25 protein-coding genes, 1 other RNA gene and 1 pseudogene are annotated in these 23946 nt (G+C 56.2%); 6 read left to right on the top strand and 21 right to left on the bottom strand.

The genetic code is table 11. The features are described 5' to 3' along the window. Window positions 1-60: 60 nt before the first annotated feature. The 4 genes from A7P97_RS10430 to A7P97_RS06160 form a co-directional block, all read right to left on the bottom strand. The gene (locus A7P97_RS10430) at window positions 61-234 is read right to left on the bottom strand and encodes a hypothetical protein (RefSeq protein ID WP_185737514.1); all 174 of its coding nucleotides are present in this window, start codon (window positions 232-234) and stop codon (window positions 61-63) included. 309 nt (window positions 235-543) lie between these two features. Continuing rightward, on the bottom strand, window positions 544-1134 hold the full coding sequence (pgsA, locus tag A7P97_RS06170; RefSeq protein WP_067530808.1) for a CDP-diacylglycerol--glycerol-3-phosphate 3-phosphatidyltransferase: 591 nt from the start codon (window positions 1132-1134) through the stop codon (window positions 544-546). A gap of 11 nt (window positions 1135-1145) precedes the next feature. After that, complete coding sequence (gene uvrC, locus A7P97_RS06165) at window positions 1146-2972, bottom strand: excinuclease ABC subunit UvrC (RefSeq protein WP_067530807.1); 1827 nt, start codon at window positions 2970-2972, stop codon at window positions 1146-1148. 71 nt (window positions 2973-3043) lie between these two features. Next, on the bottom strand, window positions 3044-3511 hold the full coding sequence (locus A7P97_RS06160) for a hypothetical protein (protein WP_067447099.1): 468 nt from the start codon (window positions 3509-3511) through the stop codon (window positions 3044-3046). 169 nt (window positions 3512-3680) lie between these two features. Between A7P97_RS06160 and guaB the strand changes: the two genes are divergently transcribed. From guaB to dut, 4 genes are all read left to right on the top strand, one after another. Next, window positions 3681-5147: an IMP dehydrogenase gene (gene guaB / locus A7P97_RS06155; protein ID WP_067530806.1), complete on the top strand. Its 1467-nt coding sequence runs from the start codon at window positions 3681-3683 to the stop codon at window positions 5145-5147. A gap of 99 nt (window positions 5148-5246) precedes the next feature. Beyond that, window positions 5247-6173 (top strand): ACP S-malonyltransferase, encoded by a 927-nt coding sequence (gene fabD, locus A7P97_RS06150; protein ID WP_067530805.1) that lies wholly within the window; start codon window positions 5247-5249, stop codon window positions 6171-6173. A 183-nt stretch (window positions 6174-6356) separates the two neighbouring features. Next, complete coding sequence (gene fabG / locus A7P97_RS06145; RefSeq protein ID WP_067530804.1) at window positions 6357-7103, top strand: 3-oxoacyl-ACP reductase FabG; 747 nt, start codon at window positions 6357-6359, stop codon at window positions 7101-7103. Window positions 7104-7201: 98 nt separating this feature from the next. Next, window positions 7202-7654: a dUTP diphosphatase gene (dut, locus tag A7P97_RS06140; protein ID WP_067526300.1), complete on the top strand. Its 453-nt coding sequence runs from the start codon at window positions 7202-7204 to the stop codon at window positions 7652-7654. A gap of 96 nt (window positions 7655-7750) precedes the next feature. On the opposite strand, the gene A7P97_RS06135 is transcribed toward dut, so the two are convergent. The 8 genes from A7P97_RS06135 to A7P97_RS06100 form a co-directional block, all read right to left on the bottom strand. Beyond that, window positions 7751-8659, bottom strand: a complete 909-nt coding sequence (locus A7P97_RS06135) for a DUF58 domain-containing protein (protein ID WP_067530803.1) — start codon at window positions 8657-8659, stop codon at window positions 7751-7753. Then, window positions 8656-9564, bottom strand: coding sequence for a MoxR family ATPase (locus tag A7P97_RS06130; RefSeq protein WP_067530802.1), 909 nt, complete (start codon window positions 9562-9564; stop codon window positions 8656-8658). The genes A7P97_RS06135 and A7P97_RS06130 overlap by 4 nt, the downstream gene beginning before the upstream one ends. Window positions 9565-9666: 102 nt before the next feature. Then, on the bottom strand, window positions 9667-10038 hold the full coding sequence (gene rbfA, locus A7P97_RS06125; protein WP_067530801.1) for a 30S ribosome-binding factor RbfA: 372 nt from the start codon (window positions 10036-10038) through the stop codon (window positions 9667-9669). 21 nt (window positions 10039-10059) lie between these two features. Further along, window positions 10060-10392: a hypothetical protein gene (locus tag A7P97_RS06120; protein WP_067447331.1), complete on the bottom strand. Its 333-nt coding sequence runs from the start codon at window positions 10390-10392 to the stop codon at window positions 10060-10062. A gap of 292 nt (window positions 10393-10684) precedes the next feature. Then, window positions 10685-13402, bottom strand: coding sequence for a translation initiation factor IF-2 (infB, locus tag A7P97_RS06115; protein ID WP_067530800.1), 2718 nt, complete (start codon window positions 13400-13402; stop codon window positions 10685-10687). 15 nt (window positions 13403-13417) lie between these two features. Then, on the bottom strand, window positions 13418-14914 hold the full coding sequence (nusA, locus tag A7P97_RS06110) for a transcription termination factor NusA (protein WP_067446468.1): 1497 nt from the start codon (window positions 14912-14914) through the stop codon (window positions 13418-13420). Window positions 14915-14953: 39 nt separating this feature from the next. After that, on the bottom strand, window positions 14954-15379 hold the full coding sequence (rimP, locus tag A7P97_RS06105; RefSeq protein ID WP_067530799.1) for a ribosome maturation factor RimP: 426 nt from the start codon (window positions 15377-15379) through the stop codon (window positions 14954-14956). 242 nt (window positions 15380-15621) lie between these two features. Further along, window positions 15622-15855 carry a hypothetical protein gene (locus tag A7P97_RS06100; RefSeq protein ID WP_067439548.1) on the bottom strand — a complete coding sequence of 78 codons (234 nt, stop codon included), beginning with the start codon at window positions 15853-15855 and terminating at the stop codon, window positions 15622-15624. 162 nt (window positions 15856-16017) lie between these two features. Between A7P97_RS06100 and A7P97_RS06095 the strand changes: the two genes are divergently transcribed. Further along, window positions 16018-16224: a glycine zipper 2TM domain-containing protein gene (locus A7P97_RS06095; protein WP_067526285.1), complete on the top strand. Its 207-nt coding sequence runs from the start codon at window positions 16018-16020 to the stop codon at window positions 16222-16224. Window positions 16225-16391: 167 nt separating this feature from the next. Here A7P97_RS06095 and rnpB read toward each other — a convergent pair. Both rnpB and aroE read right to left on the bottom strand, forming a co-directional pair. Next, window positions 16392-16746: RNase P RNA component class A (gene rnpB, locus A7P97_RS06090), an RNA gene on the bottom strand. A 115-nt stretch (window positions 16747-16861) separates the two neighbouring features. Continuing rightward, window positions 16862-17677 (bottom strand): shikimate dehydrogenase, encoded by an 816-nt coding sequence (gene aroE / locus A7P97_RS06085; RefSeq protein WP_082887631.1) that lies wholly within the window; start codon window positions 17675-17677, stop codon window positions 16862-16864. A 204-nt stretch (window positions 17678-17881) separates the two neighbouring features. Between aroE and A7P97_RS06080 the strand changes: the two genes are divergently transcribed. Further along, window positions 17882-18577 carry a Bax inhibitor-1 family protein gene (locus A7P97_RS06080; protein WP_067531012.1) on the top strand — a complete coding sequence of 232 codons (696 nt, stop codon included), beginning with the start codon at window positions 17882-17884 and terminating at the stop codon, window positions 18575-18577. A gap of 354 nt (window positions 18578-18931) precedes the next feature. Here the strand turns inward: A7P97_RS06080 and A7P97_RS10730 are convergent, their stop codons facing one another. The 7 genes and pseudogenes from A7P97_RS10730 to A7P97_RS06045 form a co-directional block, all read right to left on the bottom strand. Next, the gene (locus tag A7P97_RS10730) at window positions 18932-19291 is read right to left on the bottom strand and encodes a DUF6348 family protein (RefSeq protein ID WP_231865663.1); all 360 of its coding nucleotides are present in this window, start codon (window positions 19289-19291) and stop codon (window positions 18932-18934) included. Window positions 19292-19375: 84 nt separating this feature from the next. Continuing rightward, window positions 19376-19870, bottom strand: a complete 495-nt coding sequence (locus A7P97_RS06070; RefSeq protein WP_067530798.1) for a hypothetical protein — start codon at window positions 19868-19870, stop codon at window positions 19376-19378. 106 nt (window positions 19871-19976) lie between these two features. Beyond that, window positions 19977-21569: a bifunctional phosphoribosylaminoimidazolecarboxamide formyltransferase/IMP cyclohydrolase gene (gene purH, locus A7P97_RS06065; RefSeq protein WP_067530797.1), complete on the bottom strand. Its 1593-nt coding sequence runs from the start codon at window positions 21567-21569 to the stop codon at window positions 19977-19979. A 236-nt stretch (window positions 21570-21805) separates the two neighbouring features. Next, window positions 21806-22312 carry an SH3 domain-containing protein gene (locus A7P97_RS06060; RefSeq protein ID WP_067530796.1) on the bottom strand — a complete coding sequence of 169 codons (507 nt, stop codon included), beginning with the start codon at window positions 22310-22312 and terminating at the stop codon, window positions 21806-21808. A 74-nt stretch (window positions 22313-22386) separates the two neighbouring features. Next, a complete protein-coding gene (locus A7P97_RS06055; protein WP_067530795.1) occupies window positions 22387-23052 on the bottom strand; it encodes a tol-pal system YbgF family protein in 666 nt (221 codons plus the stop codon). Continuing rightward, window positions 23043-23735: an O-methyltransferase gene (locus A7P97_RS06050; protein WP_067530794.1), complete on the bottom strand. Its 693-nt coding sequence runs from the start codon at window positions 23733-23735 to the stop codon at window positions 23043-23045. Before A7P97_RS06050 ends, A7P97_RS06055 begins: the two co-directional genes overlap by 10 nt. A gap of 15 nt (window positions 23736-23750) precedes the next feature. Continuing rightward, a pseudogene (locus tag A7P97_RS06045) lies at window positions 23751-23936 on the bottom strand (DUF3460 family protein). Window positions 23937-23946: the final 10 nt, after the last annotated feature.

Genomic DNA, 23946 nt, shown 5'->3' with positions numbered 1-23946 from the left:
ATCGGTTGTGAGGCTACCTGAAAGCCGGTGCGGCGTTTGCACACATTGGAATTTCAATTTTCAGGTAGCCTGAGTGAGGTGTTGCCGTTCGGCAATTAAAGCGTTTTCCAACTCTGCAGCCGAACTGAGCAGGCGGATGCGTGCCGCGCCGGCTTGGCTCAGTGCCTCGGCAATGCGCGGATGATGGGCGAAGTATAGCAAGGATTGCAGCCGCTGGGTTAGGCTTGCGGGCATGACGGCGAACAGCGGGCGCACTTGTTCGGCAGAGGTAATTCATGCGGCGGTAGGCTGCGCAGCAGCAAATAGCGCCCAATCAGGAGCAAGCGGCAAGCGTTGGTAGATGTTGGTACAGGTTACCTGAAAATCATAAAAATCCAACCTTCATGTTTTGCCGATGCAGAACAAGGGAAGATTGATGATATTGAGAGCATCGGTGGTTAGGGTAACAAGATGATACGCTTCTCGAATGTTTAAAAATATTTAAATATTATCTGCGCGTTCTGTTTTGCTGTGTTTGTTTTTACCTCGTTGAAGTTTGCGCTGTTAGATAGCTTTGGGCGGGCGGGGCTGTTTGAATTCTCTGGAAGCCATTTTGAGGTAGTAGAACATCGACCACAGGGTGAGCACGCAGGCGACGAACATGAGGGTGTTGCCCAGCCAGATGAAGTCGAGTCCGAGGGCGGGCCAGCTTTGCAGCAGCAGCAGGGTGATGGCGGCCATTTGGGCGGCGGTTTTGAATTTGCCGATGGCGGCCACGGCCACGCTGTTGCGTTTGCCCAGCTGCGCCATCCATTCGCGCAGGGCGGAGATGGTGATTTCGCGGCCGATGATAATGATGGCGCAGATGGCCCAGGTGCGGTCGAGACGGACGAGGAGGATGAGGGCGACGGCCACCATGAGTTTGTCGGCCACGGGGTCGAGGAAGGCGCCGAAGTCGGAGGTTTGCTTCCATTTGCGGGCGAGGTAGCCGTCGAACCAGTCGGTCACGGCAGCGAGCACGAATAATGCGGCAGCGCAGGTGTTTACGGTTTGGATACCCACGCGCCAGGAGGCGGGCAGGTAGAAAAGGGCGGTAAACAGCGGAATCATGAGGATGCGCGACCAGGTAAGCAGGATGGGGATGTTCCAGGGCATGTTGCGGTCTTTCAGTGTAGGGCTTCATAGATTTTTTCAGCCAAGGTGCGGCTGATACCTTCGGTTTGGGCCAAGTCGTCGATACTGGCGGCTTGGATACCGCGCAGGCCGCCGAAGCGGGTGAGCAGGTTGCGGCGGCGCTTGTCTCCCACGCCGGGGATTTCGGCCAGCGAGGAGGTAACGCGGGCTTTGACACGTTTGCGGCGGTGGCCGGTGATGGCAAAGCGGTGGGACTCGTCGCGCACGGTTTGCAAAAGGTGCAGGGCGGGGTGGTGCGGCGGGAGCTGGGTGGTGGTGCCCAAGTGCGGAATAATCAGCTCTTCGAGGCCGGCTTTGCGCTCGGGGCCTTTGGCAATGCCGACCATGGGCAGGCGGATGCCTAAATCCTGCCATACTTGCTGCGCCATGGCCACCTGGCCTTTGCCGCCGTCGATCAGCACCAGGTCGGGCCATTTGCCGTCTTCTTCGTTGCCTTCGGCCAGTTTGCCGTAGCGGCGGGTGAGCACTTCGTGCATGGCGGCATAGTCGTCGCCGGCTTTGGCGGTTTTGATGTTGTAGCGGCGGTATTGGTCGGGGCGCATGCTTTGGTTTTCATATACTACGCAGGAGGCGACAGTGGCTTCGCCTTGGGTGTGGCTGATGTCGAAGCATTCGATGCGGTTAAGCTCGGCGGTGGGCAGTTGCAGCAGTTCGGCCAGGGCTTGGACGCGTTGTTCTTGGTTTTGGTTTTGTTGCTGTTTCTGGCGCAGGGCGAGCAGGGCGTTTTGTTCGGCCATTTGCAGCCACACGCGCCGCTCGCCGCTGGTTTTGGCAATAAAGCGGATTTGTTTGCCGTGCTCTTCGATTAGGGCAGTTTGCAGGTTTTCAGGTAGCCTGAAGTTGCTGATGATAATGTCGGGTTTGTCGCGGCCGAGATAATGCTGTGCAGCGAAGGCTTCACCATAGGCGGCGGCTTCTTCGGGGGCAGAGTGGCGGCTGTCGGGGAAAAAGCTTTTTTCACCCACGCGCTGGCCGTTGCGGATGCTGACCCAGTGGATACAGATGCCGCCCTGCTCGGTGGCGAGGGCGAGAATATCGATGTTGTAGGCGGCGTTGGGATTGTTGCTGTCGATAAATTGCTGGCTCTGGATTTTGCCTAGGGCTTGGATTTGGTCGCGGTAGCGGGCGGCGTGTTCGAAGTCGAGCGTTTCGGCAGCCTGCTGCATTTTGGTGGTGAGGCTTTGCAGCAGGCGGTCGGCTTTGCCGTTGAGGAAGGTGGCGGCTTCTTCCACGCTGGTGCGGTAGTCTTCCTGCGAAATGTGGCCGACGCAGGGGGCAGAGCAACGCTTGATTTGGTAGAGCAGGCAGGGGCGGTCGCGGTGTTCGAACACACTGTCTTCGCAGGTGCGCAGCAGAAAAACTTTCTGCAAAATTTGAATGCTGTCGCGTACGGCGTAGCTATTGGGGTAGGGGCCGAAGTATTGGTTGGTTTTCTTCAGGCTGCCGCGGTAGTAGGCCATTTGCGGGAAGTTGTGGCCGGTGAGCATGAGGTAGGGGTAGGACTTGTCGTCGCGAAACAGGATATTGTATTTCGGCGACAAGGCCTTAATGAAGTTGTTTTCGAGAATCAGCGCTTCGGTTTCGGAGCGGGTTACCGTGATTTCGATGTGGGCAATCTGCCGTACCATCAGGGCAATGCGCGGGGATAAGTCATTTTTTTGAAAATAGCTGCCCACGCGGCGTTTGAGGTTGACGGCTTTGCCAACATACAAAACCTGCCCATCCTTATTCGAAAAGCGGTAAACGCCGGGCAGGTTGGGCAGGTTGCTGATAATGGCATGCGGGTCGAAATCAGACATGGCCGAAGGTTTGCTGGAAAGTGAAACGGCAAGACCGGACGGCCGGCTGAATCAAACCGGCTGGAGCGCCGTTAGTTGCAGAATTGATTTACGTTGCTCTGATATTGCTGGATGAGCTGCTCGCGGTTTTGGATGCGGGCAGTTTGCGCGTGTTGCAGGTTGATTTTGGCAGTGCTGCAGGCGCTGGCACGGGCGGCCTCATTTTCTTCGCGCACTTTGCGGTTGGCATCCTCAATAGCTTTGTTTTCTTCAAGCTGTTTCTGGTTGGCCATGGCCTGTAAATCGGCAGCGGAGATTTCACCGTTGTTGTTCTGCACCTGTGGTAGCTGGTTTTGTTGGTGGCCGGCAGGGGCAGCGGCGGGACGCGAGGTTTGGGTGCGCACATTCACAATGTTGCTGGTGGCGGGAATGAGGTTTTTCGGCACATCGGAATAGGTGGGGCTGCGGCCATTCCATTGGTACACGTCCTCTGCCATCAGGCTACCTGAAAACAACATGGTTGCGGCGCAGGCGGCCAGCAAGGTTAATTTTTTATTCATTTGAGCGGTCTTCCCGTTGAGTCATAGTTACACAATCAGTTTCCATTGTACTTCAACTGGTGGCCTGCTGTCATGCCTGAGGCCGGTTTGTGCTGTTTTGCTTACTAAATGCCGGCAAATTTGCTACAATACGGCCGCATTATTAGCAACCGACAAGAAGGTTTTAATCATGCGAATCGTTAAAAAAGCCTACACCTTTGATGATGTATTGCTTGTTCCCGCTCATTCCCAAGTGCTGCCCAAGCACGTCTCGCTGCAAACCCGCCTTACCCGCAATATTTCCCTCAACATGCCCTTGATTTCCGCCGCCATGGACACCGTTACCGAGGCGCGATTGGCCATTTCTATGGCACAAGAGGGCGGCATCGGCATTATTCATAAGAATATGAGCATTAAACGCCAAGCCGAAGCAGTGGCCAAGGTGAAACGGCACGAAAGCGGCGTGGTGAAAGATCCGATTACGATTGTGCCGGAAATGTTGGTTGGCCAGCTGTTGGAAATGCGCGCACAGCGCAAGCGGCAGATGTCCGGCCTGCCGGTGGTGCAAGACGGCAAACTGGTGGGCTTAGTAACCAATAGAGATTTGCGCTTTGAAACCCGCCTCGACCAACCGGTGTCCGCCATCATGACGCCCCGGGCCGAATTGGTTACCGTGCCCGAAGGCACCAGCATTGAAGACGCGCGCGAACTGATGCATCAGCATAAGGTCGAGCGCGTTTTGGTTGTGAACGCCCAAGACGAGCTCAAAGGCCTGATCACGGTGCGCGATATTTTGAAAACCACCGAATTCCCCCATGCCAACAAAGACCAAGACGGCCGCTTGCGCGTGGGCGCTGCAGTGGGCGTGGGCGCAGAAACCGACGAACGCGTAGCCGCCCTGGTGGCTGCCGGGGTGGACGTGATTGTGGTGGACACCGCACACGGCCACAGCCAAGGCGTTTTGGATCGGGTGCGTTGGGTGAAGGCACACTTCCCGCAAGTGCAAGTCATCGGCGGCAATATCGCCACCGCACAGGCGGCCCACGATTTGGTGGCTGCCGGGGCAGATGCAGTGAAAGTGGGTATCGGCCCGGGCTCGATTTGCACCACCCGCATCGTGGCCGGCGTGGGCGTGCCGCAGCTGACGGCGATTCACAACGTGGCCGAGGCGCTCAAAGGCACCGGCGTGCCGCTGATTGCCGACGGCGGCATCCGCTTCTCCGGCGACGTGGCCAAAGCCTTGGCTGCCGGCGCCTCCACCGTGATGCTGGGCGGCATGTTTGCCGGCACAGACGAAGCACCGGGCGAAATCGAGCTCTATCAAGGCCGCTCCTACAAATCCTATCGCGGCATGGGCTCGCTGGGCGCAATGAGCCAAGGCTCGTCCGACCGCTATTTCCAAGACAAACAAGACAGCGCAGATAAATACGTGCCCGAGGGCATCGAAGGCCGCGTGCCGTATAAAGGCCCGATTGTGAACATCATCCACCAGCTGGTAGGCGGCCTGCGCTCCAGCATGGGCTATTTGGGCTGCGCCAATATTGCCGAAATGCATGAAAAGGCCGAGTTTGTGGAAATCACCGCTGCGGGCATGAGCGAATCGCACGTGCACGACGTGCAGATTACCAAAGAAGCTCCGAACTACCACTGGCGCTGATTAGGCTTTTGGATAAAGGCTACCTGAAACTTTAAAACCGATACTTTCAGGTAGCCTGTACGCTTCCAAAGCAACATTCTTAATACAGAAGGAAACCCCATGTCTTTTGCCTTTTTCTTCCCCGGCCAAGGCTCGCAGAGCTTGAACATGATGGCCGGTTTCGACGGCGTGCCCGTTGTGCGCCAAACCTTTGAGCAGGCTTCCGCCGCGCTGGGCGAGGATTTGTGGGCGATGATGAACGGCGAAGATGCCGCGCTCATCGGCCAAACCGTCAACACCCAGCCCTTGATGCTCGCCGCAGGTGTGGCCACCTACCGCGCCTACCTCGAAGCGGGCGGCAAAACCCCCGCCGCCGTGGCCGGGCACAGCCTGGGCGAATACAGCGCGCTGGTGGCCGCAGGCAGCCTGGATTTTGCCGATGCCGTGCGCCTGGTGCGCCTGCGTGCCGAGCTGATGCAGTCGGCCGTGCCGCAAGGGCAGGGCGCGATGGCCGCCATTTTGGGGCTGGAAGACGATGTCGTGCGCCAAATCTGCGCCGCCGCCGCGCAAGGGCAGGTGGCCGAGGCGGTGAACTTCAATTCGCCCGGCCAAGTGGTGATTGCGGGCGATGCCGCTGCGGTGGAACGCGCTATGGCCGCGGCCAAAGAAGCCGGTGCCAAACGTGCCCTGCCGCTGCCCGTATCGGTTCCCTCTCATTGCAGCCTGATGAAGCCTGCCGCCGAAAAGCTGGCCGCCGCCCTGCAAAACGTGGCATTGAACGCGCCGCAAATCCGCGTGATCAACAACGTGGACGTGGCCTCCTACACCGATCCCGCACAAATCAAAGACGCGCTGGTGCGCCAGCTGTACAGCCCGGTGCGCTGGACGGAAACCGTGGCGCTCCTCGTGCGCGAAGGCATTACCGAATCCGCCGAGTGCGGCCCGGGCAAAGTGCTGGCCGGCCTGGCCAAACGCATCGACAAAGCCGCCGTGTGCGCCGCGCTCACTTCGCAGGAAGCGGTGGACGCATTTATCGCCGCCCATTAAATTTTCAGGTAGCTTTTGGTTGCTACTGAATTGAACCATTATCTGAAAACCTATAGCGGATTAATACACTGTTTGATACAAGGTGACGAGTCATAAACAGTACAGTAGTACGGCAGGCGAGCCAATCGTAGCGAAAATTAAGCTAATCTGCTATATCTAACTCTTAACACAAGGAATCCCAATATGCTTACCCAAAATCTATCTCAAAAAATTGCATTGGTTACTGGAGCTTCACGTGGTATCGGTGCTGCTATTGCTTCCACGCTGGCGCAAGCCGGCGCTACAGTGATTGGTACCGCTATTACCGAAGAAAGCGCAGTTGCTGTTGGCCAGCAGTTGGAACCTTGGCAGGGACATGGTCGTGTGCTGGAAATCAATGAAGAAAATAGTATCGAAAATTTGATTGCCGGTATCGAAAAAGAATTTGGTAGATTAGATATTTTAGTAAACAATGCCGGTATTACGCGCGATAGTTTGTTGATGCGCATGAAAGAAGAGGAGTGGGATGACATCATGCAGGTCAATCTCAAATCTGTGTTCCGCGCCAGCAAAGCCGTGTTGCGCGGTATGATGAAACAGCGCAGCGGCCGCATCATCAGTATCACCTCCGTGGTGGGCGCGATGGGCAACGCCGGTCAGAGCAATTACGCCGCTGCCAAAGCTGGCTTAATGGGGTTTTCCAAATCACTAGCACGTGAAGTGGGCAGCCGTGGTATCACTGTTAACTGCGTTGCTCCGGGCTTTATTGATACTGTTATGACTCAATCGCTACCAGAGGAAGTTCGTGCTGCTTTTACTGCGCAGACGGCACTAGGTAAGTTCGGTGAGGTTGACGATGTGGCTGCTGCCGTCTTGTTCCTTGCTTCCGAGCAGGCACGCTATATTACTGGTCAAACTCTGCACGTCAATGGTGGTATGCTGATGCCGTAAGTAGCGCAACAGCCATATTTTCAGGTAGCCTGCCGCAGGGCATAATGGCTACCTGAAAATTTATTATCATTAGAATTCAAACATTTATAGAGACAGCCATGCAACCTACAGTCGAACTTAAAATCCTCAACCCCAAAATGCAAGACCACCTGCCGCACTACGCCACCCCCGGCGCCGCCGGCCTCGATTTGCGCGCCTGTTTGGATGAAGCCGTAGAGTTACCGTCTGGCGGCACATTCCTCGTACCTACCGGCATTGCCATTCACCTAGCCGATCCTGCCTACGCCGCCATGTTGCTGCCGCGCTCCGGGCTGGGTCACAAGAACGGCATCGTGTTGGGCAACCTGGTTGGCCTCATCGATTCCGATTACCAGGGCGAGCTTAAAATCTCGTTGTGGAACCGCAGCAGCGAAGCCTTCATCATCGAGCCGATGGCACGCGTGGCGCAAATGGTGATCGTGCCTGTGGTGCAGCCGCAGTTTAAAGTGGTGGAAGAATTTGCCCAGAGCTCACGCGGTGAAGGCGGTTTCGGCAGCACCGGACGGATGTGAAGCGGGTTTGAAAAAGGCTACCTGAAAACGCAGCGCAGAAAAGTTTCTGCGAAGCTAAAATTTCAGGTAGCCTTTTTTATTGTCGTATACAAGTGCTTACATCACCGCCAGCGCGGCCAAACATTTTTCGCGCTGGCCGTTTTGCGGAGGGATGGTTTGGCCGGGCAGGATTAAGGTGTAGCGCTGGCCGCGGCCGTGGGCTTCGAGCACGCGGTAACACAGGAGGCCGGCGAGGCGGTCGGCGCTGGTGCCGGCGGGGTAGTCGGCATAGCTGATGATGTGGTCGGCGGCATGGAAGGCGGGTGCTTCGAAGTGTTTGTCGAGCAGGCGGCCGCTTTTGGCGTAGCTTTTCCAGGCGATGTGTTGCAGAGAGGTGCCGGGTTGGTGGTCTTGCAGGAAGGCGAGGTCTTCGTTGCCGCCGAGCTTGCGGCGCGGCTCGCCTTCTTCGGCCGGCGTGCTGCCGGGCGGGGCAGTATGTGGTTGGGGGGCGGGATAGACGAGGCCGTTGTCGGGCCAGTGCCATACGCATTCCACGCTGCTCACGGCAAACGGCCACACGCTGGCGCAGCGCAGCGGGGGCAGGATGAGGAGGCCGCGCCGTGCGGGCAGCACGGGCCAGATGAAGGGTTGGGGCTGCTTGGCGGTGAAGAGGGCGGCGCGGTATTCGGGATCGGTGTTGCGGCGGCTCTCGGGGGCAAACCAAAGCTGGCGGTGGCGGGCTTTGACGGAAGGGGCAGTGAAGAGTTGGATATCGGCAGGCTGCCCTTGGAAGAGTTCTTCGGGCAGGGTGAGGTCGAGGCGCAGGCCGAGCAGTTGGAGACAATTGAGCAGGGTGCCGACAAACAGGAAGCCGGCGAGCCAGAAGGCGACGATATAGGCGAGGTTTACCTGATAGTTGAGCCCGACGAGCCACAACAGGGCAATCATGGCGGCCAGGCTGATGCCGAGCCGGGTAGGGCGCAGGCACAGGTCGCGCAGGCGCGGGCTGTATTGGTTGGTGCTCACGATACGGCTACCTGAAGCAGCATTTGTTCCAGCAGCTGGGTGATGGATTGGGGTTGCAAGGTTTGCAGGCGGTGTCCGGCCACAGCTATCCATACGGCTTTGATGTCTTCCGGCAGCACATAATCGCGGCCGGCAAGGAAGGCCCAGGCCTTGGCGGCTTTAACCACGGCAAGTCCGGCGCGCGGGCTGAGGCCGGTAACGAACAGGCCGGGCTGGCGCGTGGATTGCACCAGCCGGTAAACATAATCGGCGGCCTGCTGGGAGCATTTCACTTGGGCGGCCTGCGCCTGCCATTGGAGCAGGAATTCGGCGTTGCACACGGCTTTGAGCGCGGGCAGCAGTTGGCGACGGTCGCCTTGGGCATAGAGCCGGCGTTCGGCTTCGGCGGAGGGGTAGCCCAGTGAGAGGCGCATCATGAAGCGGTCGAGCTGGGATTCGGGCAGGGGGAAGGTGCCGAGTTGTTCGATGGGGTTTTGGGTGGCGATGACGAAGAAGGGTTTGGGCAGGCGGTAGGTTTTGCTGTCTACGGAAACCTGTTTTTCCTCCATGGCTTCCAAAAGTGCAGACTGCATTTTGGGCGAAGCACGGTTGATTTCGTCGGCCAGCAGGAAGTGGTGGAAAATGGGGCCGGGATGGAATTTGAATTGGCCGTCGGCAGGTTGGAAGACGTTGATGCCCAAGAGATCGGCAGGCAGCATGTCGTTGGTGAACTGTACGCGGCGGTAGTCGAGGCCGAGCACGGCGGCCAGGCCATGGGCGAGGGTGGTTTTGCCCACGCCGGGAACGTCTTCGAGCAAAACGTGGCCGTCGGCCAGGACGCAGGCCATCAGGTGTTGGAGAACGGTTTCTTTGCCGAGAATCAGGCTGTTGAGTTGGGAGAAGACGTTTTGCAAGTGGGGATTCATAGTGTGGATTATCTGAGTTGTTATGTGTGTGAGGCTACCTGAAAATATTTTGCGGTATGAAGAAAAGCCCTGTTCAATCAACAGGGCATATTCCCAGGCAGACTAATCCTGCACCGGCTCTTCGGCGGCAACCTGTTCGATCAGCTGGGAAATGCTCATGCCGCGTTCGAGCGATTGGTCGTATTTGAAGTGCAACTCGGGCGTTTTAAACAGCTTGATGCAGCGGGAAAGCTCGCTGCGCAGATGACCCTTGGCATGTTCGAGCGCTTCGGCGGTAATCTCGCGCGTGGCATCGTCAAGCACGGTGTAATACACGGTGGCGTGGCTGTAGTCGCGGGCAAGCTCGACTTCGTTGATGGTAATGAAACCGGCGCGCGGGTCTTTGAGGCCAGTGCGGACGAGCTCGGCCAGCTCGCGCAGGATTTGTTCGCGCACGCGGTCTTGGCGGGCGTAGCCGCGGTGGATTTTGGCCATATGGTCTTTCTTGATCAGGGATTATTTCAGTTCGCTGGTGCGGTCGAGCAGGGCATCCATCAACGAGTCGTATTGTTTTTTACGGTGTTGGATGCGCAGTTGGTCGAATTCACCCAGCTGTTCTTCAAAAGTGCGGGTTTTGAAATAGGGCTTCAGGTCGAAGGACTTTTCCAAAAAGCGGATAATGTTGAGGTCATTTTCGCGATCGACAGGGCGCAGGGGCAGCCGCCTGGTGAGCACGAAGTTGTCGGGCATGACAAGGGTGGCCACGATGATCGGTTCGTCGTTTTCGCGTTGGCGTATTTCGCGGATTAGGGTAAAAGTTTCAAAGGCATATGTTTGTTTGTCGTTCATTTTCGCGTACTCGTCAGGGCAGCGGTGGGTATGGTGGGCAAACACGGTGTAAACAAGCGATATGATACGATAACCATCGCCGACTGGGTATAGGCCTAAGCATTTATTTCTTTACATATATAGCCGAACTGCTAAAAAACCATAACCGAATGGTGGGGTTTGGCTGCGTTTTCTTATTTGCCAAACAGTTCACTGCTCCACAACGCTCTCAATATAGCCTGCAGTGCGGAAAATGTAGCGAGAGGCTACCTGAAACAGGTTCGGGCAGCCTCTTGTTTCGTCTTGTGCCTGTTTACAGGGTGCGGGCTACTTCCACAATATCGAAGGCTTCCAGCATATCGCTTTCTTGGATATCGTTGTAGTTCTTCAGCATCAGGCCACATTCGAAGCCCATACGCACTTCTTTCACATCGTCTTTGAAGCGTTTTAGCGATTCGAGCTCGCCAGTGTGGATTACCACATGGTCGCGGATGAGGCGCACGCGGCTGTCGCGCTTGATGATGCCATCGGTAACTATGCAGCCGGCAATGTTGCCCACTTTGGAAATATTGATGACCTGGCGGATTTCCACCGTGCCGGTCTGCTGCTCTTTCTGCTCGGGGGCGAGCATGCCGCTCATGGCCGCTTTCACATCGTCGATGGCATCGTAAATGATGTTGTAGTAGCGGATTTCGATGTCTTCGTTTTCGGCCAGCTTGCGGGCAGAGCCGTCGGCGCGCACGTTGAAGCCGATGATGAATGCGCCGGAGGCAATGGCCAAGTTTACATCGCTTTCGGTAATGCCACCTACGCCGCTGTGCAACACTTCCACTTTCACCTCGTCGTTCGACAGCTTTTTGAGGCTACCTGAAAGTGCTTCGTACGAACCCTGTACATCGGCTTTGATGATTACCGACAAATGCTGTGCTGCCTGGCCGTCGTCGGCGTTGGCAAACAGATTCTCCAGCTTGGCAGCTTGCTGTTTGGCCAGCCGCACGTCGCGGTATTTGCCTTGGCGGAATAGGGCGATTTCACGTGCTTTTTTCTCGTCGGCCAATACCATGGCATCTTCGCCGGCATTGGGTACGTCGGAGAGACCGAGGATTTCCACCGGAATGGAGGGACCGGCTTCCTGTACTTGTCTGCCGTTTTCATCCACCATGGCGCGTACTTTACCGAATGCAGTGCCGGCCAGGAGCATATCGCCTTTTTTCAGCGTGCCGCTCTGCACCAGCAGGGTAGCCACCGCACCGCGGCCTTTATCAAGGCGGGCTTCCACGATGATGCCTTTGGCGGGTGCGTCTACCGGGGCTTTCAGTTCGAGCACTTCGGCCTCCAGCAGCACGGCTTCCAAAAGCGCATCGATATTGATGCCTTGTTTGGCGGAAACATCGATAAACTGCACATTACCACCCCAAGCATCGGGGATAACTTCGTGAGCAGTCAGCTCTTGGCGGATGCGTTCGGGATTGGCGGCTTCCTTATCGATTTTGTTCACGGCCACCACCATTGGCACACCGGCCGCTTTGGCGTGGGCGATAGCTTCGATGGTTTGCGGCATCACGCCGTCGTCGGCAGCCACCACCAGGATCACGATATCGGTAGCCTGTGCGCCGCGTGCGCGCATCGCGGTAAAGGCTTCGTGACCGGGGGTGTCGAGAAAGGTGATGACGCCGCGCGGGGTTTGCACGTGGTAGGCGCCGATGTGCTGGGTAATGCCGCCGGCTTCGCCTTGTACCACTTTGGCACGGCGGATGTAGTCAAGCAGTGAGGTTTTACCGTGGTCCACGTGGCCCATTACGGTTACCACCGGCGGGCGCGGCAGGACTTCAGCTTGAACGGCGGTTTCGGTGTCATCCAAGAAGGCTTCGGGATCGTCTGCAGCGGCGGGTTTGCCGATATGGCCCATTTCTTCCACCACAATCAGCGCGGTTTCTTGGTCGAGCGATTGGTTGATGGTAACCATCATGCCCATCTTCATCAGGGCTTTCACTACTTCTACGCCCTTAACCGCCATTTTGTGTGCCAAATCGGCCACTGTAATGGTTTCGGGTACGAGCACTTCATGCACCACCGGCTCGGTTGGGGCTTGGAAGGCGTGCTGATTAGGCTCCAGCTTGAGCTGTTTTTTGCTTTTTTTACCGCTGCGCACACGTTCTTCATCGCCACGGTTATTGCGTTCTTTGCCTTTGCTTTTGGCGGAATGGCCGCGCGGCATATCGTCGTCGCGCTGGTGGCGTTCGCTTTTTTTCGGGCGGCTACTTCCAGGGGCGGCGCTACCAGAGGAGGGAGGGGTTTTTTCGCTTGGCGCAGCACTGCGCGGGGCAGACTGCTGCTCTTTGGCCAGCTTGGCTTCCTGTTGCGCTTGCAGTTTGGCAGCTTCTCGGCGAGCTTGGCGCTCCTGTTTTTCTTTCAATAGGGCTTGCTGGTGCGCACGCAAGGCTTCGGCACGGCGGGCTTCTTCGTTACGCATGACCTGTTCGGCGGCACTGACCACTTCCACAGGCTGCGGCAGTGGTTTGGGTGCTTTTTCTTTTTTGGGGTTGCGGCTGCGTTTTGGTTTGACTTCGGCAGCAGCTTCGGTTTTCGCCTTGGCTGGTTTTTCTTTGGCAGCAAGTACAGTGTCAGCTTCAAGGTTTTTGGAGGCTATTTGAATCTCTGTGGCAGTGGGCTCGATGGCAGTTTCAACAATAGTGGCCATAGTTTTAACCGGAGTGGCCGGCTCGGCAGCGGGCAGTACAACAAGCTCGGCAGCTGATTCAATTGGCGGCACGGCTACACGGCGGCGGCGGCGGGTTTCTACCTGTACGCCAGCCACGATGCTGCGTTCGGTGCGGGTGCGGCTCACGCTGATGGATACAGTGCCGCTGTCATTCTGTTTGCGTAGGTACGCCAGTAGGGCTTGTTTGTCTGCCGGGCTGATGCTGTCGGCACCATTGTTTTTCTCCACGCCGGCGGCTTTGAGCTGCTCTAAGAGTGTGGGTACGGTTTTTTTCAGTTCAGCAGCAAATTGTTGTACGGTATTACTCATAAGTTTCCGGCCTCCTTATTCCTGTGTTTCGGCAAACCAATGTTCACGGGCGGCCAAAATAACGGTTTTGGCATCTTCTTCGCTCACGCCGGTGATTTCAATCAATTCGTCGGTGGAAAGCTCAGCCAGGCTGTCGCGGGTGGTAATGCCGGCCTGTGCCAGATCGCGCAGCATGTCTAGATCGATGCCGTTTAGGTTTTTTAGCTCTTCTTCTATTTCGTCCAGTTTTTCTTCCGACATGATGGCCAGGGTAAGAATGGCATCGCGGGCGCGGTTGTGCAGGGTTTCCACGGTGGCTTCGTCGAAGCCGATTTCCACCAGTTCGGCAGTGGGCACATAGGCCACTTCTTCTAAGGCGGCGAAGCCTTCTTCAATCAGCAGGTCAGCGGTTTGCTCGTCCACGTTCAAGTGCTGCATGAACAGGTTGCGGATTTGTGCGTCTTCAGCTTCGTGGCGCTCTTCGGCTTCCTGTACAGTCATAATGTTGAGCTGCCAGCCGGTGAGATCGGCGGCGAGGCGCACGTTTTGGCCGCTGCGTCCGATGGCGGGCGCGAGCTGGTCGTCGGCTACGATAACGTCTACCGAATGGTTATCTTCATCAATCAAAATGCGGCTGACTTCGGCGGGGGAGAGCGCGTTAATCACAAATTGGGCGGTTTCGGGCGACCACAGCACCACGTCCACACGCTCGCCGGCCAATTCGTTGGATACGGCATTCACACGCGAGCCGCGCACACCGATGCAGGTACCTTGTGGGTCGATACGCGTATCATTGGATTTGACGGCGATTTTAGCGCGCTGGCCGGGGTCGCGGGCGACTTCTTTTATTTCCAACAGGCCATCTTCAATTTCCGGCACTTCCTGCTCAAACAGTTTTACTAAAAATTCGCGCGAGGTGCGGCTGAGGATAACTTGTTTGCGCCCGCTGTTGCCTTGTTCGTCCACGCGCAGGAAGAGGGCACGGATGCGGTCGCCGCTGCGGAAGTTTTCACGTGGGATACACTGGTCGCGCGGAATCAGTGCGTCCAAACGGCCGACTTCCACAATGATGCCGTGGCGCTCAACGCGTTTTACTGTGCCCATTACCACGTCTTCACGGCGGGCAAGGAATTTTTGCAGAATTTGCTCACGCTCGGCATCACGGATGCGTTGCAGGATGATTTGCTTGGCAGTTTGTGCGGCTTGGCGGCCAAAGGCCACGTTTTCCAGCTCTTCTTCGTAATACTCGCCAATTTGTAGCGTGGAATCGAGGAATTCTTCTTGGATTTCCTCGATGGTTTTCTGCGTGTCGGGGTAGGTGTAGTCTTCATCGGCCACAATTAACCAGCGGCGGAAAGTATGGTATTCACCAGTATTGCGGTCGATGCTCACGCGCACGTCCATGTGTTCGCGGTCGTCCTTTTTCTTGGCAGCCACCGACAGGGCGAACTCCAATGCTTCGAATACCACTTCGGATTCAACGTTTTTTTCGCTGGCCAATGCTTCGGCCAGTTGCAACATTTCGCGGCTCATGGGAATGAACTCTCCATTATTAATTGATAAATAGGCAAATTAGAATTCGGGCTTCAGGCGCGCCTGGTCGATATTGGATAATTCGATGACAGCAGTTTTGCCGTCGAAGGCAATAATCAGCACGTCGTTTTCAAAGTTTTCGATGCGGCCGATGAAGTTTTTCTGCCCCTCAACCGGCAAACGGGTTTTTAGCTTGACGAGGCTACCTGAAAAACGGATGAAGTCGGCCGCCTTTTTCAGCGGTCGGTCGAGGCCGGGGCTGGAGATTTCCAGCCGTTTGTAGTCCACGTCTTCCACTATGAAGAGGCGGCTCAAATGGTTGCTGACGGTGGCGCAGTCTTCCACAGTGATTCCTTCTGGTTTGTCGATAAACACGCGCAAATCGCCTTGCGCGGTGAGTTCGAAATCCACCAGTTCGTAGCCCAGGCCGGGCAGGGTTTTTTCTAAAACGGCTTGAATATCCATGAATTCCCTAGTTGGAAAACAAAAAAATGGCCTCGGGGCCATTTCTCATTTATCTTGTATAAATAACTGAAAAACGGTGTAATTCTAAACCATATTCGCCAGTTTGGCAATTCTGTTTTCGCTTGGTGCACAGGATGGTGGGCGGGTTGTAAGAATCGTGCAACAATGAAGAAGTATAATGGAGCAGGGTGCTTTGTTTGGTTTTTTAACTTCGTTGCAGCAGCACTTTCAGGCAGCCTTCTTTACCACGCAATGTAAAACATCTCTTTGGCCAGAAACACAATCGGGTTGTGCAGGATTTGCAGGTAGCGGTGCATCATCACCAGGCCGGAAGGAAACAGCAGCCTGACCACCCACGGCATCACCTTCACTGCCTGCGCAGACGGCACCCGTTCCGTTTCGCGCTGCGCCTCGCGGTTAACTTTTTTGGTGTACAGTACCGATAAAACCAGCGACTCAAACAGCATCCCGCCCATGAAGATGATGGCACAAAATATCAGTGAATGATGTGTGCAACGGAGTAAACAGACATTTACCTGCCTTTTGATGCAATCACAGAAAAGTACGATACTCTCACAGGCAGGTAGGGCGGTTAAATTCGCCGTGCCTCTCTGATACTGACAGAAAGGGTATATACCATGAGAAAATCTACCGTTACTTCTATTTTCACTATTATGCTGCTGGCCGCCTCCCTGAGCGCTTGCACTGGTATGACCACCAGACAGCGCAATGCCGCCATCGGTGCCGCAGTGGGTGGGGTGGCAGGCAACGTGATCGGCGGTGATACCGGCTCAACCTTGGGTGGTGCCGCGTTGGGCGGTGTGGCCGGTAGCTTGATTCAATAAGCTTAAACCCTTGTGATGATGCGGGCGGAAGTGTGAAAGCACTTCTGCCTGCAATTTTTTGATATTTTATAGACTGGTACGGTTTCGATATTAAATCATTCCAATTAGGCTGAGGCAGGGTAAACTAAGGCTGTATCGGTTTGATCGAAACAGTTAGAGATAATGTGTACCGCAGCCGGCCGGTAAGCCGGGTTCTGTCGTTGGACAGTCATTCCTCTAGGCCGATTGTTACCAAGCGGCTCAAGCAACCTACCCGAATGCTCGGCGAGCAGCGTCGTTGCATTCTGTTTGGTCTTGCTGCGGATGGGGTTTGGCCTGCTACGGGCTGTTACCAGCCGCACGGTGCGCTCTTACCGCACCATTTCACCCTTACCTGTGCTGCGTTGCCGCAGCCATCGGCGGTTATGCTTTCTGTTCCACTTTCCGTCGCCTCGCGGCGCCCGGCCGTTAACCGGCATCCTGCTCTGTGCAGCCCGGACTTTCCTCCCCACCCAAAGGCGTGGCGACTGTCTGGCCTGCTGCGGTACGGGCGGGATTATAACGGATTGGGCGGGAAAGGCTACCTGAAAACGAAGTTTCCGAAGGAAGCTGAGTTTCTGCAGGGCCAAAATTTCAGGTAGCCTTTGGCAGGTTTGCACTAAATCTCTCCGGCGCGCAGGGCGGCGAGTACGGGGGCGGTTTTTGGGGAAAAGCCGCGCCAGAGGTGGTAGGATTCGGCGGCTTGCTCCACCAGCATGCCCAAGCCGTCGGCACTGCGTTGTGCACCTGCTTTTGCGGCGAAATGCATAAAGGCGGTGGGCTCGCGGCCGTAGGCCATGTCGTAGGCAAGTTCGCATTGGGCAAACACGGCAGGGGCAATGGCGGGCACTTGGCCGATCAGACTACCGGAGGTAGCGTTGATAATAATATCGAAACCGGCGGCAGGCAGCTCGCCCAACTCGGCGGCACGGATGCCGAAAATGGCAGCCAGCTCTTGCGCTTTGGCAGCGGTGCGGTTAGCAATAGTGAGACTGGCTGGGCGGCATTCGAGCAGAGGCAGAATCACGCCGCGCGCTGTACCGCCGGCGCCGATGAGGAGGATGCGCTTGCCGGCTAGGGCTACCTGAAAGTTGCGGCCAATATCGGCCACCAAGCCGAAGCCATCGGTGTTGTCGGCGTGGATTTGGCTGTTCCCCTGCCTAATCAGCGTGTTGGCTGCGCCGGCGGCGCGGGCGCGCTCGGAAAGGCTGTCTGCCCAGGCATAGGCATCGGTTTTGAAAGGCACAGTTACGTTTGCGCCCGCGCCACCCGCAGCGAAAAAGGCGGCGGCAGTTTGGGCGAAGCAGCTCGGTTCGGCCAGCAATCGTTCATATTTGATGGTCACGCCTTCTTGGGCGGCAAACATTTGGTGGATAGTTGGTGAGCAGCTGTGAGCCACGGGGTTGCCGAAAACGGCGTAACGGGAAGCAGGCATGGTGTGCAGCAGAGAAAAGAAAAGTGCTGAATTATAGCCAAATATATGCCTCAACGCTTGCAAATCTGCCATGTCGCCCCATCTTACTGTTTGACTGCCGAAGCAGGCAGCAGCGGCCGGCTGAGTTTTTTGCAAACGGCGTATTTGCTGCTACAATCAATATTCGTTTCTTTTTTATTTGATATTCAAGAGGAGTTTTTCCACATGCAACCACGCAATGTTTACGATTACACCGACGTGGGCAGCAGCGTTTCCGCACAAAGCACCATTTTGCGTAAAACCTACGGCTTGCTCGGGCTCTCGTTTCTTCCGGCAGCTGCCGGCGCATTCGTCGCCATGGCCACCGGTCTGAGCCTGTTCAGCTTTACCGGCAACTATTGGATTGCTGTGGGCATTTTCTTCGCCTTTTTCTACGGCATTAGCTTTCTAATCGAGAAAAACCGCCACAGCAATGTGGGTGCTGCCCTGCTGATGGTGCTCACTTTCGGCCTGGGCTTCACGCTGGGTCCGATTTTGAACTACAGCCTGGCGCTTTCCAACGGCATAGAACTCATCGGCATTGCCGCCGTCATGACTGCCGCCGTATTTCTGAGCATGGCAGCCATGGCCAAATCGCCCACCTTCCAAACCAACAGCATCGCCCGCTTCGTTAGCGTGGGTTTCGTGGTGGCCGTTATTGCCATGGTTGCCAGCTTCTTCCTGCAGATTCCTGCACTCTCGCTCACCGTATCTGCCTTATTCTCAATCGTCAGCTCAGTGTTGATTATGTGGCAAGTGCGCGTGGTAGTTGAAGGCGGTGAAGACAGCCACATTAGTGCCGCGCTGACTTTGTTTGTTGCCATCTACAACATCTTCGTCAGCCTGCTGCGCCTGCTGTTGGCATTTGCCGGTGAAGACTAAGTCGCTTTAAGTAGATTGGATAAAGGCTACCTGAAAAATTTCAGGTAGCCTTTTGTTATGGAAAAATATATAGCTCAACGTTATTACGCCGAAGCCAACGGCTTGAGCATGATGCACCACCGCACGCTGTAATAGGCTTCTTTGCGCGGCTAGGGGAATTGGGCAAGCTGTTTCTCGGCAGCGGCATTGTCTTGGTTGTCTATCATAAACTCTGCATTCAGTGTTTCGTTTTCGGCTTGGGCATAAAAAAGTGGATTAATGATATTGCGTTTTCATGGTTTGCCATACCACTATCACTGGCGCCTTTGGTCACCCAGTAACCCAGAATTGCTTGAAAACTTTCACCGTTGCAGCTTATCCAGATTTCGTGTGGGCAAGGTTTTCACCGGTATTGAACGCATCGAGCAAAATGTGCAGGCTGTTGGTGCAGAAGTTGTGTAGGTTGCGCGAGAGGGAGTCCTCCAGGTTTTCGCCGATGCCGTCGCAGCATTCGTAGAATTCGCGCCTGTCAGGCAGCGTGATACCGACATTGAAACGGTTCACCACCGCGCCGTTGCCGTGTTGGTGCGGAAACGCCCAGGTTTCGAGCTGCACGGGCACGGCGAAATCGGGCAGGATTTTTTCCCCTTGCGTTTGGCAGGCATAGCCGTAGGCTTGCAGGATTTCGGCGAGGGCTTCGTTGAGGTTTAGGGTATCGAGTTCTTGAGGTTCCATGAGTTTGTTCTTGAGGCTACCTGAAAAATATGGTGGTTGGTAGGGGCTATGTTGTTATCGATTCTAACAAAGTTTGGTGTAGCCTTAGTGCTGTTTGGTCATTTCGCTAATACAGCGCCGTACGTTGCGTTTGAATGAAACCAAGCGGTTTCCTGGCGTGGCGGAGTAGATGTCGTCGACCAAACAGTGGCCGTTTGGGCTGCATTGCAGCACGAATTGCACTTGGGTGGCCGAGAAATCGCCGGGAAACTGCTGAAATACGGCTTCGATTCGGCCGTTGGCCAGTGGCCGGATGTTCAGCGTCCGGTTTAGGCTGGTTTGATCCCAATCCTGCCCGGCAATAATCGGGTCGTAATCGATGCAGCCGACTTCGTTCGGTGGTGTATGCTGTTTGTCTTCTTGGTATACAGCCTGTAGATCGGCGGAAAAATGGCGTTCCGGATGTGCATGAATAGTATTGCCGTTTTGATAGGATACATATAGGCTATGGATCAAGGCCAGTTTTTGTGGGCGGAAATTGTCTGCCCCAGCTGTTGTGGCGCAGGCAAGCAATAGGGTGGTCAAAATATATTTTTGCATATTGCTTCTCCTAATAATTGTGTTCTGAAACAATGTTTCTTCATTATATCAGTTATATAAAAGGCTACCTGAAACTTTCAGGTAGCCTTTTGCCATACGGAAAAGCTTAATGCCTAAAATGGCGAACACCCGTTACCACCATAGCGATGCCGTGTTCGTCCGCTGCATCGAAGACTTCCTGATCGCGCATTGAGCCTGCGGGGTGGATGATGGCTTTGATGCCCTGTTCGGTGATGGCGTCCACACCATCGCGGAAGGGGAAGAAGGCATCGGAGGCGGCACACGCGCCGTTTAAGTCTAGGCCTGCGTCCTGCGCTTTGCGGGCGGCGATGCAGGTGCTGTCCACGCGGCTCATTTGGCCGGCGCCGATGCCGTAGGTCTGGCCGCCTTTGCCGAACACGATGGCGTTGGATTTGACGTATTTTGCGACGTTCCAGACAAACAGCAAATCGTTCCATTCCTGTTCGGTCGGTTGGCGTTTGGAGACGACTTTCAAATCGGCGCGGCTGATGCGGTGGATGTCGGGCGTTTGCACCAACAGTCCGCCGCCGACGCGTTTGAGTTCAAAGCGGTTCGCGCCTGCTTCGAGCGGGGTTGTTAGAGAAATTTGCAATACGCGCACGTTTTTCTTGGCGGCGGCGATTTCGAGTGCTTCGGCGGTGAACTTGGGCGCCATCAAGACTTCCATAAACTGATTATCGGTAATCTGTTTGACGGTTTCGCCGTCTACTTCACGGTTGAAGGCGATGATGCCGCCGAACGCACTGGTGGTGTCGGTGGCGTAGGCGAGTTTGTAGGCGGTCAATGTATCGGCTGCAACGGCGACGCCGCACGGATTGGCGTGTTTCACAATCACGCAGGCGGGCGTGTCGAAGGATTTGACGGCTTCCCAAGCGGCATCGGCATCGGCGATGTTGTTGTACGACAATTCCTTGCCTTGCAGTTGCTTGTATGCTGCGAGGCTGCCTGCGGCGGGCTGCAAATCGCGGTAGAACGCGGCGCGCTGGTGCGGGTTTTCGCCGTAGCGCATGTCTTGCACTTTAATCCAGCTTTGTTTGAACTGGCTTGGGAATTCGTCGATTTCTGGCGTGCCGCTCAATACGTCGTCTGAAAGCGAGGTCAGGTAGTTGGAAATCATGCCGTCGTATTGGGCAGTGTGGCTGAATGCCTTGCGCGACAGGTTGAAGCGGGTTTTGTCGCTCAACGCGCCGCCGTTGGCTTCCATTTCGGCGGCGACGGCAGGGAAGTCGGCGGTGTCGGTAACGATGGCGACGTGTTTCCAGTTTTTCGCGGCGGAGCGCACCATGGTTGGGCCACCGATGTCGATGTTTTCAATCGCATCTTCCAGCGTGCAGCCGGGTTTGGCGATGGTGGCGGCGAAGGGGTAAAGGTTCACGCACACGAGGTCGATATTGCCGATGTCGTGCTCTTCCATGGTGGCAACGTGATCAAGCAAATCGCGCCGGCCGAGAATGCCGCCGTGGATTTTGGGATGCAGGGTTTTCACGCGGCCATCGAGCATTTCGGGGAAACCGGTATAGTCGGCGACTTCAATCACGGGAACGCCCGCATCGGCAAGCAGCTTCGCCGTGCCGCCGGTGGAGAGGATTTCGACGCCGAGTTTGTGCAGGGTTCGGGCAAATTCGACTGCGCCGTTTTTGTCGGACAGGCTGATCAGGGCACGTTTGATGGAAGGCATGGGGGAGTCCTTTTGTGGTAGCTGGTGGGAAGGGGAGAGGCTACCTGAAAACGGAGCTTCCGAAGGAAGTAAAGTTTCTGCGAAGCTAAATTTCAGATAGCCTTTATGGCAGGCATTTCATGTAGTGGATTAACAAAAACCGGTATGGCGTTGGTTCGCCTTGTCGTATTGATTGTACTGTCCTCGGCTCGCCGCCTTGTCCCGATTTTTGTTAATCCACTATATGAGGAGGGCTGTTAATTTACACGCCGCAGCTGGCTTTTGTGGATATAGCCTTGGAATACGGCATCGTTGCCGTATTCGTCTTTTTCGGTGTATGCGCCCTGGTTGTCGTATAGCAGCCAGTTGTCTTTGCTCAAACCTGGAACAATTTGCACGCGTGTGCCGTTGGATAGCGTTTTGATGATTGGGGCTCTGCCAGTTGGGCAGCCAGGGTGGATGCTGTGGACATTTGCTGAGCCGTTAGGGCTGGCGACAATGTAGTTTTGCACAATAAAGCCCTGGTTTTGGTGCACAAATCCGATGCGCCGGCCATCTAGGCGGATGTGGTACCAATTGCCCTGCCTGCTGAGGATTTCGCGTTGTGCGCTGCGGTAATCCAGCCTGGCGAGGATTCTGCTGTTGGCATTGGGCGCGGTGCGGACGTTTGCCGTGCCGTCGGCTTCGATGTGGGGCAGGAAGTAGTCTGCAGCTTGGGCAGACAGGCTGGCGGCGGTGAGTAGGGCGGCTAGGAAGGTTTTCATTTGGAAGGGCTTCTGTTTGGGCTTAAAAGCCCGGCTGGCAAGGGGCTACCTGAAATTTCAGGTAACCTCATTCATCAACGGTTGTTTTGGATACGTTGATTAGCGCGGCGGGCAGCTGGGCTATTGGGGTAGGTTTGCATCAGCTTGCGCCAGGTGGCGCGGGCGATGTCTCGCTGCTGCATGCCCCATTGGCAGTGGCCGACACTGTAAAGGGCCTCGGCGGCTTTGGGGTTGGCGGCGAAGCGGGCGGCGAAGCGTTGGCCGGTGAGGATGACGGATTCGCAGTTGCGCAGTTTTTCGTGGCTCTGCATGAGCAGGAAGAGGGCGTTTTGCTCGGTGCGGCCGCCGCTGCCGCTGCGTTCGGCGAAGCGCAGCTGCTGTAGGGCCTGGCTGTAGAGGCCGCTGCGATAGAGTTGCAGGGCTTGTTGATAGGCTTGCTCTTGCGGGTTTTCAGCCGGAGTGGTGGCAGGCTCGGCACTGCTGTGGCTGGTGCTGCGGCGGGAGGCGGCTCGAGCATCGAGGAGCTGAGCGAGCTGCTGCTGGCGTTGTTGCAGTTCGCTAATTTGGCCGCGTAGTTCGACAATTTGTTGTTGCAGCTGGCTGATTTGCTGGTTGTGGGCGGTAAGTTCGGTTACGATACGCTGCGAGGGTTGGGGGCTGCCGGCGGCGGATGGTCGTGTGGGGGGGAGAGCGGTGCAAGCAGCGAGGCCGCAGAGGACAGCTGGAATAATCAGGCGCATGGGGTTTCCTCGGGATAACGTTTGCGCAGCAGTGTAAGGCCGTCGCCCAGGGGCAGGGTGAGGGCGGCGACGCGGGAATCTGTTTGTAGGGATTGGTTGAAGGCGCGGATGCGCTTGATGGGTTCGGGCGCGGGCTCGGCATTTTCCTGATACACGCGGCCGCCGAGCAGGAGGTTGTCGATGGCGATGAGGCCGCCGGGGCGCAGCAGGGTGAGGCAGCGTTCGTAGTAGTGGGCGGTAGGCGGTTTGTCGGCATCGATAAGGGCGAAATCGTAACTGCCGCTGCGGCCTTGCTCGATAAGTTGGTCGAGCGTGATGAGGGCGGGCTGGAGGTGGAGCTCGATTTTGTGTTCCACGCCGGCTTCGCGCCAGAAGCGGCGTGCGGTGTTGGTGTAGGTGATGTTGATGTCGCAGGCGGTGAGGCGGCCGTGTTCGGGCATGGCGAGGGCGACGGCGGTGCTGCTGTAGCCGGTGAACACGCCGATTTCGAGGCAGCGTTCGGCGCGGATGAGCTGCACGAGAAAGGCGAGGAGCTGGGCTTGCTCGGCGGCCAGGTGCATTTTGCCCATGCGGTGCTGCGCGGTGGTTTGGCGCAGGCGTTGCAACACTTCTGCTTCGGGCGGGTTGATGCTTTTCAGGTAGCCTGCCAGGTCGGGGGGCAGATGGGCGGTGGCTGCGGTCATGGCGCGGTGCGGGGTTTAGTAGGAATAGTAGGTGTAGGGTTTTTTGGCGACTTTGCCGGCGGCGAAATTGGCCTGCTCTTCGGGGTTGAGCTCAACATCCTACAACAGGCCGCGGTTTTGGAGGCGGCGTTCTTGCTCTTCGGGGTGTTCTTCGATGTATTTTTGCAGGAACTGGGTGGCGTCGGATTGGTAGTTATACATGGTGTGTTTT

Source organism: Eikenella sp. NML070372 (assembly GCF_001648415.1).
GTDB classification, from domain to species: Bacteria; Pseudomonadota; Gammaproteobacteria; order Burkholderiales; family Neisseriaceae; genus Eikenella; species Eikenella exigua.
The sequence above is the reverse complement of the archived record's forward strand: the minus strand, read 5'-3'. Positions and strand labels throughout refer to the sequence as shown.